Here is a 15,067-nt window from a genome sequence, read left to right as displayed (position 1 = left end):
TTAACGACCATCGCGAGCAAGCTCGCTCCTACATTGCCTACTCCTTCAGGATCAGCAGCGGTTCGCCTTTCTTCACGATGTAGGTCGCCAGTTCCGAGGCCTTGCCCCCACCCACGTTCTTCGCCACATGGGCGACGCCTGCGGGAATGTACAACGAATCACCGGCCTTGAGCGTCACCGGTGCCCGCCCTTCCAGTTGATACTCGAAGGTGCCGCTGATCACGTGTGCCACCTCGACGCCCGGGTGGGCATGCTTGGGCGAAGTCACACCGGAATCGAAGTCCACGAGTACTTGCAGGACTTCGCGATCGGCGGCGCCCAGGTCTTCGTGTACCAGGTCGGTGCGATGCAGGCCCTGCTGCCAGCTTTTCATCGCCGGGGCCGGCTGTGCTTCCTGGGCTTGAGCGAGGCTCGCTGCGCTGGCAAGCCCTGCCGCGGCCAGGATCATGCCAAGCTTGCCGAGGGTGTGACGGGTGTGGGTACGCAACATAGTCTTTCCTCCAGTTGAACCACGCCAGGCCGCGCCGAAAGTGGCGCGATGCCGGTGGTTCCATTTGAAGGCCGCCGTGTATCGCCCGGGTGTCGGGAAACGGCGGTTTTGTATGCACGGGTAACGGCAGGCGTCGCCGATACCTATTGATACAAACCCACCGCTGCGGGCACGTCGCTGGTCTACTCCCCCGCCGCTCCCGAATCGGCCGCGCGACTGCCCTTGAACGCTTCGCGCCGGGCGTTGCGTTCGGCGACATAGGCAACACTCGGTTCACTGATCAGGTCGGCGCGGCGCAAGGGCTGCCCGCAATGCACGCACAACGGTCCGAGTCCGGCCGGCTCGCCGCAGCTGCGGTGGGTATACACCACCGCCAACCCTTCCTCGGGCGACTTGCACCAGGTTTCGCCCCAGGCCCGCAGCGCCAGGATCACCGAGTAGAACGCGTCGCCTTTTTCCGTGAGGTGATACTCGTAGCGTTTTGGCCGTTCGCTGTAGGCCCGACGCGCGATGATTCCGTCCGCTTCCATGCTTTTCAAACGCGCCGCGACCATTTGCGGCGTACCGCCGGTCTGCACCTGGATGTCGTCAAAACGATGGCTGCCCATGAACAGTTCGCGCAGCACCAGCACCGTCCAGCGGTCGCCCACGACGGATTCGGCCCGGGAAATCGGACACAGGGTTTCAGAAACGGTTTTTTTCACCGACATGCGGTATTGCCTCTTTCCTAGTTACTATGATTATCATATCTGCGTGAATTCCGAGCAACTACACTTCACCATCCACGGATATTTTGCGGAGAACCGTCATGTCCAACGCTACCTACCCTCTTGACCGGACTGCCTATCTGCTGGTCGATCCCTACAATGATTTTCTCTCCGATGGCGGAAAGATCTATCCCTTGATCGAGCCAATCGCCGAGCAGGTCGGTCTGCTCGACAACCTGCGTACGCTCGATCGCACCGTACGCGCGCTCAATATTCCAGTGGTCATCGTACCGCACCACCGCTGGGAAAAAGGCGACTATGAAAACTGGGACCACCCAAGCCCCACCCAGTGCAAGATCATGCATATGCATCACTTCGCACGCGGCGAATGGGGCGGCGAATGGCACCCCGACTTCGCACCGAAGGAAGGCGACATCGTCGTACAGGAGCATTGGGGGTCGAGCGGCTTTGCCAATACCGACCTCGATTTCCGCCTCAAGCAAAAGGGTGTCACCCACGTGATCATCGTCGGCCTGCTGGCCAATACCTGCATCGAGGCAACCGCCCGTTACGCTCAGGAACTCGGCTATCACGTCACCCTGGTACGCGATGCCACCGCGGCTTTCAAGCCGGAAATGATGCATTCCGCCCATGAGCTGAACGGACCGACGTTCGCCCATTCCATCGTGACTACCGAAGAACTCGTTGCCGTACTGGCACAGGCAGGTGCGTGATGCAGTTGACTGGCAACCTGCTGATCGGCGCCAGCGATGTCGCCGCCAGCGAAGGCACCCTGAAGGCGCTCAATCCTGCGACGAACCAACCGATTGATCCGGCGTTTGCGCTGGGGAGCGTGGCCGACGTCGACCGCGCCGCGGTCCTCGCCGACGAGGCGTTCGATGTTTATAGCCATACCTCGCTCGCCACCCGGGCGGCGTTTCTCGAGTGCATCGCCGACAACCTCGACGGGGTCCGCGAGGCGCTGGCGGCACGGGCCGCCCTGGAAACCGGCCTGCCCGAGGCGCAACTGGAAGGCGAGGCAATCAAGGCGGCCACCCAGTTCCGCCAGTTCGCCGATGTCGTGCGCAAGGGGCGCTTCCTGCAACTGGCCATCGACCCGGCACAACCCGAACGCCAGCCACGCCCGCGCATGGATCATCGCCTGCAAAAAATCGCCATCGGCCCGGTGGCGATCTTCGGTGCGAGCAATTTCCCCATCGCCTATTCGGTGGCCGGTGGCGATACCGCTTCGGCGCTGGCAGCCGGCGCGACCGTCATTCTCAAGGCGCACAACGCACATCCCGGCGCCTCGGAAATCCAGGCCCGCGCCATCCGCCAAGCGGTGCAAGACAGCGGACTGCCCGAAGGCGTGTTCTCCATGGTGCGTGGCAGCGGCAATGCCATCGGCGAAGCACTGGTCGATCATCCGCTGATCAAGGCCGTGACCTTCACCGGTTCCGAACAAGGTGGCATGGCGTTGTATCGGCGCGCGCAACAACGCCCCGAGCCGATCCCGGTCTTCGCCGAAATGACCAGCGTCAACCCGACCTTCATCCTGCCCCGGGCACTCGCCGAACGCGGTGCGCAGATCGGCGATGGGTTTGCCGAACGCATGCTGGTCAACGTCGGCCAAGCCTGCCTCAAACCGGCGATCCTGATTGCCATCGAAGGTGCAGGGTTTGCAGCACTGCGCCACGCCATGAGCAAACGCGTGAGCGAGGCTCCGGCACGCACGATGCTGACTCCGGGTATCCATGGCGCGTACCTGAAGGGCCTCGGCAACCTGGAGAACGCCGGCGCCCGCCTCGTCGCCGTTGGCTCGACTTCCACCGCCGAAGTCGATGGCCGCTCGGCGCTGTTCGAAGTCGATGGCCAACGCTTTCTCGCCGAACCGGCGCTTTCACAGGAAGTATTCGGCCCGTCCGCGCTGCTGGTGAAGGTCAGGGATGAGGAAGAGCTGTTACGGGTAGCGCGCTCATTCAAGGGGCAGCTCAGCGCGACCCTGCACCTTGAACAGGACGACTTGCCCCTGGCCCGTCGCGTGCTGCCAACCCTGGAGCGACGTACCGGGCGCATCGTGGTCAACGCCTTCGCCCATCCGCAGGAAGTGTGTTTTGCCACCGTGCATGGCGGGCCGTTTCCGGCCACATCCGACAGCCGTTTTACCTCAGTGGGCATGACCGCCATCGAACGCTTCCTGCGCCCGGTGGCCTACCAGGGTTTTCCGGATGCCCTGCTGCCAGAGCCTCTGCGCGAGGCAAATCCCTTGGGGCTGCCGCGCCTAGTGGACGGTCAATAAACAAAAATGCCTAAGCCGTACCATTAACTGTAGGAGCGAGCTTGCTCGCGATGGTCTCAAGAACGCCGCGCTGAGCCAGCAAGCACGCGTTTTCGTTGACGTCCATCGCGAGCAAGCTCGCTCCTACAACAACAACAACAACAACAACAACAACAACAACAACAACAACAGCAACAGCAACAACAGGTCAGTCAGTTGTTTTTCGCCAGCCGGGTTTCACCGCTGTCCCAACCGCCACCCAGGGATTTGTAGATCGCGACAATGGCCCGGTACTGGTCGGTTTCACCCAGTGCCTGGGCGTCCTCGGCGTTCAACCGTTCACGTTGTGCGTCCAGCAATACCAGATAGTCCACCACCCCTTCCTTGTATTGCGTCGCCGCCAGGTCGGCCGCCGCACGACTGGACTCGCTTTGCTTGATCAGCGACAGCAAGCGTTGCTGGCGTTTGCCGTAGTCGCTGAAGGCGTTTTCCGACTCTTCCAGGGCGAGCAGCACCTGTTGCTCATAGGTCGCCAACGCGCCCTCGGCTTCGGCGTTTGCGCCACGAATTCGCGCCCGCACGCTGCCCAGGTCAAACGCGGCCCAGGTGATGCTCGGCGCCAGGCTCCAGGCGCGAGCGGCACTGGAGCCAATCTGCGAACCACGCCCCGCCGTGAACCCGAGGAACCCGCTCAGGCTCACCCGGGGAAACAGGTCGGCGGTGGCCACGCCGACATCGGCCGTGGAAGCTGCTAACCGGCGCTCTGCCGCCAGCACGTCCGGGCGCCGGTGCAACAGCTCGCCGGGATCGCCAATCGGCAACGCCTTGGCGATGGCCGGCAAGTCCTTTGGACTCAAGTCGATGCTCAGCGTGTCAGGGCGTTCGCCCAGCAGCGTGGCGATGCGGTTTTTGTGGTGCACCTGCTCCGCCTGCAGTTGCGGCACGCTGGCCTCGACGGCCGCCAACCGGGCATCGGCACGCACCACGTCGAGTTCGTTACCCACGCCAGCGTCTCGCAGGCTCACCGTCACGGTGCGCGATTCACTCTGGTTCTTGAGGTTGGCCAGGGCAATTTTTTCCCGCAGTTGTGCTCCGCGCAGTTGACCATAGGCATCCACCAGTTCGGCGATCATGCTCACCCGCAGCTGGTACAGGTCCGCCGCCGTGGCGTCTTCCCGGGCATCGCTGGACTCCAGTTCGCGCTGGATGCGCCCGAACAGATCGATCTCCCAAGCCATGTCCAGGCCCAGATCGTAGCGCTCGGTGTTGACCCGATGCTCGGTCAGACCCGGCACCTGCGACTTGCCCTGCAGACTGCTGACACGGCTGGTGACCACCGGCAGATTATCGTTGCTGACGTCGTCGCGGATGGCCCGGGCGGCTTTCCAGCGAGCGAAGGCCACGCGCAGATCGCGGTTGCCGTCGAGCGCTTTGCCGACCAGCTGGTTCAGCGTGGTGTCATCGAACTGCTGCCACCACAGCGTTTCGAAACGCGTTTGATCGTAATTGGCCCCTTGTGCCGAAACGACATGGGCGGGTGCCGTGTCCGGGGTTTTGTAATCCGGCCCGACCGTGCATGCCGCCAACGCGGTGACCAGCAGACTCGGTAAAAACAGCTTTAACGCGTTCATCAGTGTGCCTCCGAATCAATAACCTTGAGCGAGTGAACCCGGGCCGCCTTGCGCGCGGCTTTACGCTCGATGTAGCGACGAATCAGGACGAAGAACACCGGCGTCAGCAGCAACCCGAAGAAGGTCACTCCGAGCATCCCGGAAAACACGGCGACCCCCATGGCCCGACGCATTTCCGAACCGGCTCCGGTGGACGTCACCAACGGGATCACCCCCATGATGAAAGCGATCGAGGTCATCAGGATCGGCCGCAGACGCATGCGGCAAGCATCGAGTACTGCGTCCAGCGGCGACAGGCCCTGGTCCTGCCGGTCCTTGGCGAACTCGACGATCAGGATCGCGTTCTTGCAGGCCAGGCCCACCAGCACGATCAAGCCGATCTGGGTGAAGATGTTGTTGTCGCCCTTTGAGATGATCACCCCGGCAATCGCCGACAACAGGGTCATCGGTACGATCAGGATCACCGCCAGCGGCAGGCTCCAGCTTTCATACAGTGCCGCCAACACCAGGAACGCCAGCAGGACGCAGAGCGGGAACACCAGCAACGCGGTATCGCCGGACAGGATCTGCTGGTAGGTCAGGTCGGTCCATTCGTAGGTCATGCCGTTGGGCAGTTCTTCCTTGAGCAGTTTCTCGATGGCTTTCTGGGCCTGGCCGGAGCTGAAGCCGGGCGCCGCCGCTCCGTTGATTTCCGCACTGATGAAGCCGTTGTAGTGCATGACCCGATCAGGCCCCGACGTCGGGCTGACCTTGATGAACGTGGCGAGCGGGATCATTTCCCCATGATCATTACGCACCTTCAACTGGCCGATCTGCTCCGGCTCCAGGCGGAATTGCTGGTCGGCCTGAACGTTGACCTGATAGGTGCGGCCGAAACGGTTGAAGTCGTTGGCATACAGCGAACCCAGGTACACCTGCAACGTATCGAAGATATCGCTGACGGCGACGCCGTGAGTCTTGGCCTTTTCCCGGTCGATCGCGGCGTCGACCTGCGGCACGTTCACCGTGAAGCTGGTGAACAGGTTGGCCAGCTCCGGAACGCTGCGGCTCTTGGCGATGACGTTCATGGTCTCTTTGTACAGGGCTTCATAACCCAGGTTGCCGCGGTCTTCGATCTGCAGTTTGAACCCGCCGATGGTGCCCAGGCCTTGAACCGGCGGTGGCGGGAACACGGCGATGTAGGCGTCCTGAATGCTGCCGAACTTGGCGTTCAGTGACGCGGAAATGGCCTTTGCCGACAGACTCGGGTCTTTGCGTTCATCGAAGGGCCGCAAGCCGATGAAGGCGATACCGGCGTTCGGGCTGTTGGTGAAGCCATTGATCGACAGGCCGGGGAACGCCACCGCGCTGTCGAAACCCGGCTCGTTCATGGCGATGGTGCTCATGCGCCGGATCACCGACTCCGAGCGATCAAGGCTGGCGGCGTCCGGCAGTTGCGCGAAAGTCACCAGGTATTTTTTATCCTGGGTCGGCACGAAACCGGTCGGCGTGGTACTGAAGCCCATGTACGTCATGGCGATCAGCCCGGCATACACCAGCAAGGCCACGCCGCTGCCACGAATGACCTTGGCGACGGCAACCACATAGCCATGGCTGGCCTTTTCGAATACACGGTTGAAGGGTTTGAACAGCCAGCCACCGAACAGACGATCCAGCACTTTGGAGAAACGGTCTTTCGGCGCGCCGTGGGCCCTGAGTAATACCGCGGCCAATGCCGGCGACAGGGTCAAGGAGTTGAACGCCGAGATCACCGTCGAGATGGCAATGGTCAGGGCGAATTGCTTGTAGAACTGCCCGGTCAAGCCCGAGATGAACGCTGCCGGCACGAATACCGCACACAACACCAACGCCGTGGCGATGATCGGTCCGGTCACCTCGCCCATGGCTTTCTTGGTGGCCTCGATCGGCTCGAGGCCCAACTCGATGTTGCGCTCGACGTTCTCCACCACCACGATCGCATCATCGACCACGATACCGATCGCCAGCACCAGGCCAAACAGCGACAGGGCATTGAGCGAGAAACCGAACAGGTGCATCACGGCAAACGTGCCGATCAACGACACCGGTACGGCGACCAGTGGAATGATCGAGGCGCGCCAGGTTTGCAGGAACAGGATCACCACCAGCACCACCAGGATCAGTGCTTCGAACAGCGTGTGAACCACCGCTTCAATCGAACTGCGGACGAAGATGGTCGGATCGTAGACGATCTCGTAGTCCATGCCCTCCGGGAAGCCCTTCTTCAGCTCGGCCATCTTCGCCCGCACCTGGTCGGAGACGTCGATCGCATTGGAACCCGGGCGCTGGAAAATCGGCATCGCCACCGCTTCCTGGTTATTGAGCAGTGCGCGCAGGGCGTACTGGTTGGAGCCGAGCTCAATCCGCGCAATGTCCTTGAGGCGAGTGATCTCGCCGTCCGGACCACTGCGGACAATCACGTTCTCGAACTCCTCCTCGGTGACGAGCCGCCCCTGGGAGTTGATCGACATCTGGAAGCTCGTGGCGTTGGGCGCAGGCGGTGCGCCCAATTGGCCGGCAGCGACCTGACGGTTCTGTTCGCGGACCGCGTTGACCACATCGGTCGCGGTCAGGTTGCGTGAAGCGGTCTTGTTCGGATCGAGCCAGATACGCAGCGAGTAGTCGCCGATACCGAACATCTTCACGTCACCGATACCGTTCAGGCGCGACAGCTCATCCTTGACGTTGAGGATCGCGTAGTTGGACAGGTACAGCATGTCGTAGCGCTTGTCCGGCGAGGTCAGGTGCACCACCATCGTCAGCTCGGGCGACGCCTTGTCCACGGTGATACCGATGCGCGTCACTTCTTCGGGAAGTTTTGGCTCGGTGCGCGTGACACGGTTCTGTACCTGCACCTGGGCGTTGTCCAGGTCGGTGCCCAGGGCGAAGGTCACCGTGAGGGTGAGCCGGCCATCGGCGGTAGACTGCGAATACATGTACAGCATGTTCTCGACGCCGGTGATGGCTTGTTCGAGTGGCGCGGCAACGGTTTCGCCAATCACCTTGGGGTTGGCGCCCGGGTAGTTGGCGTGAATGACGACGGTCGGTGGCACCACCTCGGGGTATTCGCTGATCGGCAACTGGAACAGCGCGATGGCACCGGCGATCAGGATCAGCAGCGACAGCACGGCGGCGAAGATCGGCCGCGTGATAAAGAACTGGGAGAACTTCATGGCTGTGTTCCTTTATCCGCGTGGTGAAACGGCAGCATCGGTTTTCACCAGCGCCGGTGACGGAGCGACGGGCTGATTACCCGCCTCGATGGCCTGCCGCTGACGGGCCAGGGTGGCGACGGTTTGCGCATCGGCCATTGGCGCATCCTGAGGCGCGACCACCGCGCCGGGACGAACCCGTTGCAGACCGTTGATGACGATCCGGTCGTCTTTCTGCAAACCGCTGCGCACAATGCGCAACCCTTCGAGCTTCGGCCCCAGATCGACGCTGCGGTACACGGCCTTGTTGTCCTGGTCGATCACCAGCACGAACTTCTTGCCCAGGTCGGTGCCCACTGCCTCGTCCTTGATCAGCAGGCCGGCATAGGCCGCGCTGCCCACCAGCTTCAATCGGGCATACAAGCCCGGGGTGTATTGGCCATCGGCGTTGTCGAACACCGCGCGACCACGAATGGTGCCCGTCTTGGGATTGACCTGGTTGTCGACAAAGTTCATCTGCCCCAGGTGGCTGTTGCCCTCCTCGTTCGACAGGCCCATGTACACCGGCGTGGACTGACTGCGCCGGCCTTCGCGGGAGAGTTGGCCGTACTTGAGGAACAGGCGTTCGTCGGCGTCGAAATAGGCGTAGACCTTGTCGGTGGAGACCACGCTGGTCAGCGCCGAGGTGTCGGCGGTGACGATGTTGCCAGCGGTGATTTCGGCACGGCTGACCCGGCCGGTGATCGGCGCGGTGACGCGGGTGAAGCTCAGGTTCAGGCGTGCGAGATCGAGTTGTGCCTGCACGGCATCGACGGCGGCCTTGGCTTCCTGGGCGGTGGTGCTGCGCGTGTCGGCCAGTTCCGCAGAAATGGCATTGCTGCTCAGCAGGCGCTGGCCGCGTTGCGCTTCGTTGCCGGTTCGAACCAGCGTGGCGCGAGTTTGCTGCAACTGCGCTTCAAGGCGATGCACTTCGTGCTCGAACGGCCGTGGATCGATCTGGAACAGCAAATCCCCTTTCTTTACCGACTCGCCATCCGTGAAGGCGACACGATCGATCTGCCCCGAAACCCGCGGGCGAACCACGACGGTTTCCGGCGCTTCCAGGCGGGCGGTGACCTCATCCCATTCAGTGATGGGTTGCTCGAGCACTTTGGCGACCGTGACATGCGGCGCACCCGGAGCCTGGGCGGCATCGGGTGCGTGGCCGCAAGCAGTGATGGTCGCCAACGCCAATGCAACAAGGGGATAACGCAAAGGTTTGAGTGACTGTTCCATGGGGGTGTCCGCCTGACGGTTTAGGGGTTGGAGAATTCTCGGCCGCACAGGGGGCAGCGACGAATTGAACGGAGTGAACTTGGCTATCATCATTAATGATGACTATCATGTTTAAGAACAAAAAAAACGAATACTCAGATCAAGCCTATGAATTAATTAGATTTTTTACTGGAAGCCGTCAGACTGACGACGGAACAGATGGAGTCCAATGCGGGCCCAAGCATTTGCGCCACCTGCAAGGCTCGGGTGGTCGGTTCCATTTTGTGGCCAATGCGTTTAAACAGAGGGTCGTTGAACAGCGTGCGCAAACGGCCCAATGCACCGCTGACCGCCGGTTGCCCCAGGCAAAGTCTTTCTGCGGCCCGACTGACATTGCGCTCCTGAATGAGCACCTCGAAAACCACCAGCAGATTGAGGTCGATACTGCGCAGATCATTACGTTTCATGGGCCAGCACCTTGTGAGGTGTTTTGACTTGAGCCACGGGCTCGGGACCGGCAAAGCCATTGCAGCGAATTTATATTACGACCATCATAAATACCAGCCCCCCCGCAAAAATTTGCCAGGGCGCTCGTCGGATGACAGGACCCACTCATGAAAGTGACAAAAGACCAGGCAGCGGCCAACAAGGAAGCGATCCTCGGCGCGGCCTCGAGGATGTACCGGGAAAAAGGCATCGACGGCATTGGCATCGGCGAGCTTTCACGCTCGGTGGGCCTGACCCATGGCGGCTTTTACGGACAGTTCCCCGGTGGCAAGGAGCAGTTGGCGTCGGAGGCCGTGAGCCGCACGTTCGAAACCAACATCGAAGACTGGCGAGCGGCCAAATCCATCCCCGAACTGCTCAAGGGTTACCTGACCCAAGCCCACCTGAGCAACTGGACCGAAGGCTGCCCGATCCCCGCCCTGGGTGCCGATGTCGCGCGCAACGGCGGAGCGGTCAGCCACTCGTTCACCAAAGGCGTGCAGACCCTGATCGAAACGCTGATGCCATTGGTCGACGGCGATACCTATGATGAAAAGCACCAGCAAGCCTTGCGCATCCTGTCATCGATCACAGGGGCAATACTGATCGCCAGGGCCCTGGACAACCCTCGATTGTCGGAGCAGTTCCTGCAATCGGTGATCGAGGCCTGGTCTGCCGACGCCCAGGCATGACAAGCCTGGTAAACCAGAGAGACACGTCATGAATGAGGAGTCGCCATCAGCGCTCCGGGCAACATCAACAAGACTGAACTAGCTTTACCCGCAACCACGGCCAACCGGCAAGGAGTTGTGATGCGCGCCTCAGCATTTTCAGTCGGTCAACCAGCCCCTTGGTTCTATTGCCGAACTCAACTAAGGGAACGCTTTTGTTTCGACACTATCGCCGGTCGGTATGTCGTGCTTTATTTTTTCGGTTCTGCGGCTGATCCGGCATCAATTAAAATTCTGGAAGGTATTCGGACCCATCGCCAGCGGTTCGATGACGATCACATTTGCTTCTTTGGTGTTTCCGTAGATCCGGATGATGAAAAGCTCAAGCGGGTAGAAAGTTCGATACCTGGCATGCGCTTCATTTGGGATTTCGATCGGTCAGTCAGCAAGCTCTACGGTACGTTGCAAACAGACGGCAGTATCAGGCAAATGACCTATGTGCTGGATCATGCGCTACGTGTCCTGGCCGTCGTCCCGATAGAAGCACCGGTTGATAACCATGTCCCCTTGTTGATGCGCTTTCTGGATAGATTGCCCGCACCGACTCCGCCACGCGCCGCCACTCCACACGCACCAGTCCTGGTGGTTCCCCGTATATTCGAGCCTTCGCTGTGTAAAGCACTGATACGTTATTACGACGAACGTGGCGGAGAGGAATCCGGGTTCATGACCGAGCAATCGGGTAAAACCGTCCAGATCACCGACCATAACCACAAACGACGTCGTGACTGCGTGATTGAAGATCAGGCTCTAACCAAAGCCTGTGTGTTGCGTATAGCCAACCGTCTGCTTCCACAGCTACATCAAGCGTTCCAGTTCAATGCCACTCGAATGGAGCGCTACCTGGTGGCCTGCTACAACAGCGAGGAAGGCGGGCATTTCCGGCCCCATCGGGATAACACCACGAAGGGTACGGCGCATCGCCGCTTTGCCGTTTCCCTGTTTCTCAATGCGGAAGAGTACGACGGTGGTTTTCTGCATTTTCCAGAGTATGGAAAAGTACTTTACAGCGCTCCAACAGGAGGGGCCGTGGTGTTTTCGTGCTCACTGTTGCACGAAGCCACCCCGGTAACCCAAGGTCGCCGTTATATGTTTCTGCCGTTTCTATACGATGATGCTGCGCGCGTCATTCGAGAAGAGAACCGCTCATTTATTGAAAGCTGACTCGCGCTAAACACCATTCAGCTTTCATCTGGGACCGGGCCATGACCGCCAAGGTTCATGGTCGCCGGACGCCCTCCGCTGAAGCAGGAGCCGGAGGGCGAGCCGGGGTACTTTTTTGCCGGCAATACCAACGTTACGACAACCTCCCCTATTTCAGATCGAATCGATCCAGGTTCATCACTTTGGTCCAGGCGGCGACGAAGTCCTTGACGAACTTCTGCTGCGCATCGGCGCAGGCATAGACTTCGGCCAGCGCACGCAACTGCGCGTTCGAACCGAAGACCAGGTCAACTCGGGTGCCCGTCCACTTCACTGCACCGGTTTTGCGATCACGCCCTTCATACTCTTGCTGGGCATCCGACACGGGCTTCCATTCCACGCCCATATCCAGCAGGTTGGTGAAGAAATCGTTGGTCAGCGTCTCCGGCCGTTGGGTGAACACGCCATGCCGGGTTTGCCCGACATTGGTGTTCAACACCCGCAGCCCACCCAGCAATACCGTCATTTCCGGTGCGCTCAGCGTCAGCAGTTGCGCCTTGTCGATCAGCAATTTTTCGGCCGGCACACGGTACTGTTGCTTCAGGTAATTACGGAAGCCGTCGGCAATCGGTTCAAGGTAGCCGAAGGAGTCGACATCGGTCTGTTCCTGACTGGCGTCCATGCGTCCCGGGCTGAACGGCACCGTCACACTGTGGCCGGCGTTTTTTGCAGCCTGTTCGACACCCGCACCACCGGCGAGCACGATCAGGTCGGCCAGGGAGATTTTCTTGCCACCGGTTTGCGCGCTATTGAACTCCTTCTGGATGCCTTCGAGTTTGGCCAGCACATTGGCCAGTTGCCCCGGCTGGTTGGCCGGCCAGGATTTCTGCGGCGCCAGGCGCAGACGCCCGCCGTTGGCACCGCCGCGCTTGTCGGAGCCACGGAAGCTGGAAGCCGCCGCCCAAGCTGTAGTTACAAGCTGCGAGACCGACAGGCCGGACGCCAGCACCTTGCTTTTCAGGCCCGCCACGTCGCTGTCATTGACCAGCGGATGATCGACGGCAGGGATCGGGTCTTGCCACAGAAGCTCTTCGTTCGGCATTTCCGGGCCGAGGTAACGCGAGAGCGGGCCCATGTCACGGTGAATCAGCTTGTACCAGGCACGGGCGAAGGCGTCGGCCAACTGGTCTGGATTGGCCAGGAAGCGCCGGGAAATCGGTTCATAGATCGGGTCGAAGCGTAGCGACAGGTCCGTGGTCAGCATGGTCGGATCGCGCCGTTTTGACGGATCGTGGGCATCCGGAATGGTGCCGGCGCCAGCGCCGCTTTTCGGCTTCCACTGGTTGGCCCCCGCCGGGCTCTTGGTCAGTTCCCATTCGTAACCGAACAGGTTCTCCAAGTAGTTGTTGCTCCACTGGGTTGGCGTGGTCGTCCAGGTCACTTCCAGGCCGCTGGAGATGGTGTCGCCGCCTTTACCGGTACCGAACGTGCTCTTCCAGCCCAGGCCCTGCAGTTCGAGGCCGGCGGCTTCGGGCTCAGGTCCGACATGATCGACGGTACCTGCACCGTGGGTTTTGCCGAAGGCGTGACCGCCCGCGATCAGCGCGACGGTTTCCTCGTCGTTCATTGCCATGCGCGCAAAGGTTTCACGGATATCTATCCCGGCGGAAACCGGATCAGAGTTGCCTTCAGGGCCTTCGGGGTTTACGTAGATCAGGCCCATCTGCACGGCTGCGAGAGGGGTTTCCAGAGTGCGCTCTACGGGATTTTGTCCGGCATCCTTGCCATAACGCACGTCGCCACCCAGCCACTTGCTTTCCGAGCCCCAGTAAACGTCTTCGTCCGGTTCCCAGACATCCGGGCGACCAGCGGAAAAACCAAAGGTCTTGAAGCCCATGGACTCCAGTGCAACGTTGCCGGCGAGGACGATCAGGTCGGCCCAGGAGATTTTGTTGCCGTACTTTTGCTTGATCGGCCAGAGCAGCCGACGGGCCTTGTCGAGGCTGACGTTGTCCGGCCAGCTGTTGAGCGGTGCGAAGCGTTGCTGGCCGGAACCGGCGCCGCCCCGGCCGTCACCGGTGCGATAGGTGCCTGCGGCGTGCCAGGACATGCGGATAAAGAAAGGCCCATAGTGACCGAAGTCCGCCGGCCACCAGTCCTGGGAGTCGGTCATCAGCGCAGTCAGGTCTTTTTTCAACGCCTGGAAGTCCAGGCTCTTGAAGGCTTCGGCGTAGTTGAAGTCGCCCCCCAACGGGTCAGACTTGGGCGAGTGTTGACTCAAGATCTTCAGGTTCAGTTGGTTCGGCCACCAGTCGCGGTTCGTCGTGCCACCGCCAGCGGCGTGATTGAACGGGCATTTCGATTCAGTTGACATGGCATCTCCTCTTTATTTTGTTTTCAGCTAACCACCTTTGAGCGTGGATCCGGATCACCGATTGATGAAATAGCTTTTCGGTATGGGATCCATAGCCTTAAGGCTATGATGGCCCCGTGATCAGTCGCTCCAGAACATCCATTAAAGTACCGCTCCGGGAAACTGTCGCTGCCACCGGGGAGATAGCTGATAAACAGTTCAAATCAGCACGAAGCTGCAGCAGCTCGCAAGAGCATCGGCAAGATCATGAACACCTGCCACAATGCATTATTGTTATTTGCTACAAGGATGTTGGCGATCGGAAGGATCGTTTGCCGCAAGAGGTTTCACCATGCTCCTCAAAATCATTGTCATCTGGATATTGCTGTCGATCATCGTCGCCGCCGTGTTCTGTCGCCTGATGCATAACGCCAAGGTTGCCGACCATGCGCTCAAGATCGCCAGGCCGGATCCTCAGCCCCAGGGTCAAAAGGTGGACAGCACTGCCATGACCCGGGATAAAAGTGGCGGCGACGATTCGGATTGCCACGCGGCCTGAAACATCCGGTGCGTTCCTGCACGCAATAAAAAACCGGCCTTTCAGCCGGTTTTTTTGTTTCGCTCAACAGCACTTCGGTCCGGCTTTACTGCCGTAACGGGCCTCCTGGCGCTCGCGGAAGAACGCCTCGTAGTCCATCACCGGTTTGTCCGGGTGTTTGGTCTGCATGTGCTCGACGTAGTTATCGTAGTCGGGCATGCCGACCATCAGGCGCGCGGCCTGACCGAGGTATTTACCGAGGCGACTCAGGTCATTGAACATGCTG

At 60.5% G+C, this 15,067-nt stretch carries 13 protein-coding genes; 5 read left to right on the top strand and 8 right to left on the bottom strand.

Going from position 1 to position 15,067, the window contains the following annotated elements; genetic code table 11:
- Nucleotides 1–37: 37 nt before the first annotated feature.
- Nucleotides 38–490: a cupin domain-containing protein gene (locus ACEN8Q_RS03425; RefSeq protein WP_413428843.1), complete on the bottom strand. Its 453-nt coding sequence runs from the start codon at nucleotides 488–490 to the stop codon at nucleotides 38–40.
- Nucleotides 491–672: 182 nt separating this feature from the next.
- On the bottom strand, nucleotides 673–1,200 hold the full coding sequence (locus ACEN8Q_RS03420; protein ID WP_413428842.1) for a winged helix-turn-helix transcriptional regulator: 528 nt from the start codon (nucleotides 1,198–1,200) through the stop codon (nucleotides 673–675).
- A gap of 98 nt (nucleotides 1,201–1,298) precedes the next feature.
- Here ACEN8Q_RS03420 and ACEN8Q_RS03415 point away from each other — a divergent pair, with 98 nt between their 5' ends.
- Both ACEN8Q_RS03415 and ACEN8Q_RS03410 read left to right on the top strand, forming a co-directional pair.
- The gene (locus tag ACEN8Q_RS03415; protein ID WP_413704507.1) at nucleotides 1,299–1,931 is read left to right on the top strand and encodes an isochorismatase family cysteine hydrolase; all 633 of its coding nucleotides are present in this window, start codon (nucleotides 1,299–1,301) and stop codon (nucleotides 1,929–1,931) included.
- Nucleotides 1,931–3,496 carry an aldehyde dehydrogenase (NADP(+)) gene (locus ACEN8Q_RS03410; RefSeq protein WP_413705467.1) on the top strand — a complete coding sequence of 522 codons (1,566 nt, stop codon included), beginning with the start codon at nucleotides 1,931–1,933 and terminating at the stop codon, nucleotides 3,494–3,496. Before ACEN8Q_RS03415 ends, ACEN8Q_RS03410 begins: the two co-directional genes overlap by 1 nt.
- A 191-nt stretch (nucleotides 3,497–3,687) precedes the next feature.
- Here ACEN8Q_RS03410 and ACEN8Q_RS03405 read toward each other — a convergent pair whose 3' ends face one another.
- The 4 genes from ACEN8Q_RS03405 to ACEN8Q_RS03390 all read right to left on the bottom strand — a co-directional run bounded on the left by ACEN8Q_RS03405 (nucleotide 3,688) and on the right by ACEN8Q_RS03390 (nucleotide 9,997).
- On the bottom strand, nucleotides 3,688–5,106 hold the full coding sequence (locus tag ACEN8Q_RS03405; RefSeq protein ID WP_413704506.1) for an efflux transporter outer membrane subunit: 1,419 nt from the start codon (nucleotides 5,104–5,106) through the stop codon (nucleotides 3,688–3,690).
- Nucleotides 5,106–8,297, bottom strand: a complete 3,192-nt coding sequence (locus ACEN8Q_RS03400) for an efflux RND transporter permease subunit (protein ID WP_413704505.1) — start codon at nucleotides 8,295–8,297, stop codon at nucleotides 5,106–5,108. The genes ACEN8Q_RS03405 and ACEN8Q_RS03400 overlap by 1 nt, the downstream gene beginning before the upstream one ends.
- A gap of 12 nt (nucleotides 8,298–8,309) precedes the next feature.
- Complete coding sequence (gene mexE / locus ACEN8Q_RS03395; protein WP_413427757.1) at nucleotides 8,310–9,551, bottom strand: multidrug efflux RND transporter periplasmic adaptor subunit MexE; 1,242 nt, start codon at nucleotides 9,549–9,551, stop codon at nucleotides 8,310–8,312.
- Between the two features lie 152 nt (nucleotides 9,552–9,703).
- Nucleotides 9,704–9,997: a LysR family transcriptional regulator gene (locus ACEN8Q_RS03390; protein ID WP_413427758.1), complete on the bottom strand. Its 294-nt coding sequence runs from the start codon at nucleotides 9,995–9,997 to the stop codon at nucleotides 9,704–9,706.
- 147 nt (nucleotides 9,998–10,144) lie between these two features.
- Here ACEN8Q_RS03390 and ACEN8Q_RS03385 point away from each other — a divergent pair, with 147 nt between their 5' ends.
- On the top strand, nucleotides 10,145–10,708 hold the full coding sequence (locus ACEN8Q_RS03385) for a TetR/AcrR family transcriptional regulator (RefSeq protein WP_413704504.1): 564 nt from the start codon (nucleotides 10,145–10,147) through the stop codon (nucleotides 10,706–10,708).
- A gap of 120 nt (nucleotides 10,709–10,828) precedes the next feature.
- Nucleotides 10,829–11,911, top strand: coding sequence for a 2OG-Fe(II) oxygenase (locus tag ACEN8Q_RS03380; protein ID WP_413427760.1), 1,083 nt, complete (start codon nucleotides 10,829–10,831; stop codon nucleotides 11,909–11,911).
- Between the two features lie 148 nt (nucleotides 11,912–12,059).
- Here the strand turns inward: ACEN8Q_RS03380 and katG are convergent, their stop codons facing one another.
- Nucleotides 12,060–14,264 (bottom strand): catalase/peroxidase HPI, encoded by a 2,205-nt coding sequence (gene katG, locus ACEN8Q_RS03375; protein WP_413704503.1) that lies wholly within the window; start codon nucleotides 14,262–14,264, stop codon nucleotides 12,060–12,062.
- Nucleotides 14,265–14,595: 331 nt separating this feature from the next.
- On the opposite strand from katG, the gene ACEN8Q_RS03370 reads away from it, so the two are divergent.
- Complete coding sequence (locus tag ACEN8Q_RS03370) at nucleotides 14,596–14,802, top strand: hypothetical protein (RefSeq protein ID WP_413427762.1); 207 nt, start codon at nucleotides 14,596–14,598, stop codon at nucleotides 14,800–14,802.
- A gap of 63 nt (nucleotides 14,803–14,865) precedes the next feature.
- On the opposite strand, the gene ACEN8Q_RS03365 is transcribed toward ACEN8Q_RS03370, so the two are convergent.
- Nucleotides 14,866–15,063, bottom strand: a complete 198-nt coding sequence (locus ACEN8Q_RS03365) for a YbdD/YjiX family protein (RefSeq protein WP_007976534.1) — start codon at nucleotides 15,061–15,063, stop codon at nucleotides 14,866–14,868.
- Between the last annotated feature and the right edge of the window lie 4 nt (nucleotides 15,064–15,067).

Source organism: Pseudomonas sp. Pseusp16 (genome assembly GCF_047324915.1).
Taxonomy (GTDB): domain Bacteria; phylum Pseudomonadota; class Gammaproteobacteria; order Pseudomonadales; family Pseudomonadaceae; genus Aquipseudomonas; species Aquipseudomonas fluorescens_CD.
This window is presented reverse-complemented; position numbering and strand designations above follow the sequence as displayed.

Excerpts from the sequence above, each read along its gene's own strand:
- ACEN8Q_RS03390 (WP_413427758.1), bottom strand. The coding sequence starts at position 9,997 with ATGAAACGTAATGATCTGCGCAGTATCGACCTCAATCTGCTGGTGGTT.
- ACEN8Q_RS03365 (WP_007976534.1), bottom strand. The coding sequence starts at position 15,063 with ATGTTCAATGACCTGAGTCGCCTCGGTAAATACCTCGGTCAGGCCGCG.
- ACEN8Q_RS03415 (WP_413704507.1), top strand. The coding sequence starts at position 1,299 with ATGTCCAACGCTACCTACCCTCTTGACCGGACTGCCTATCTGCTGGTC.
- katG (WP_413704503.1), bottom strand. The coding sequence starts at position 14,264 with ATGTCAACTGAATCGAAATGCCCGTTCAATCACGCCGCTGGCGGTGGC.
- ACEN8Q_RS03410 (WP_413705467.1), top strand. The coding sequence starts at position 1,931 with ATGCAGTTGACTGGCAACCTGCTGATCGGCGCCAGCGATGTCGCCGCC.
- ACEN8Q_RS03420 (WP_413428842.1), bottom strand. The coding sequence starts at position 1,200 with ATGTCGGTGAAAAAAACCGTTTCTGAAACCCTGTGTCCGATTTCCCGG.
- ACEN8Q_RS03385 (WP_413704504.1), top strand. The coding sequence starts at position 10,145 with ATGAAAGTGACAAAAGACCAGGCAGCGGCCAACAAGGAAGCGATCCTC.
- ACEN8Q_RS03380 (WP_413427760.1), top strand. The coding sequence starts at position 10,829 with ATGCGCGCCTCAGCATTTTCAGTCGGTCAACCAGCCCCTTGGTTCTAT.
- ACEN8Q_RS03370 (WP_413427762.1), top strand. The coding sequence starts at position 14,596 with ATGCTCCTCAAAATCATTGTCATCTGGATATTGCTGTCGATCATCGTC.
- ACEN8Q_RS03405 (WP_413704506.1), bottom strand. The coding sequence starts at position 5,106 with ATGAACGCGTTAAAGCTGTTTTTACCGAGTCTGCTGGTCACCGCGTTG.
- ACEN8Q_RS03425 (WP_413428843.1), bottom strand. The coding sequence starts at position 490 with ATGTTGCGTACCCACACCCGTCACACCCTCGGCAAGCTTGGCATGATC.
- ACEN8Q_RS03400 (WP_413704505.1), bottom strand. The coding sequence starts at position 8,297 with ATGAAGTTCTCCCAGTTCTTTATCACGCGGCCGATCTTCGCCGCCGTG.
- mexE (WP_413427757.1), bottom strand. The coding sequence starts at position 9,551 with ATGGAACAGTCACTCAAACCTTTGCGTTATCCCCTTGTTGCATTGGCG.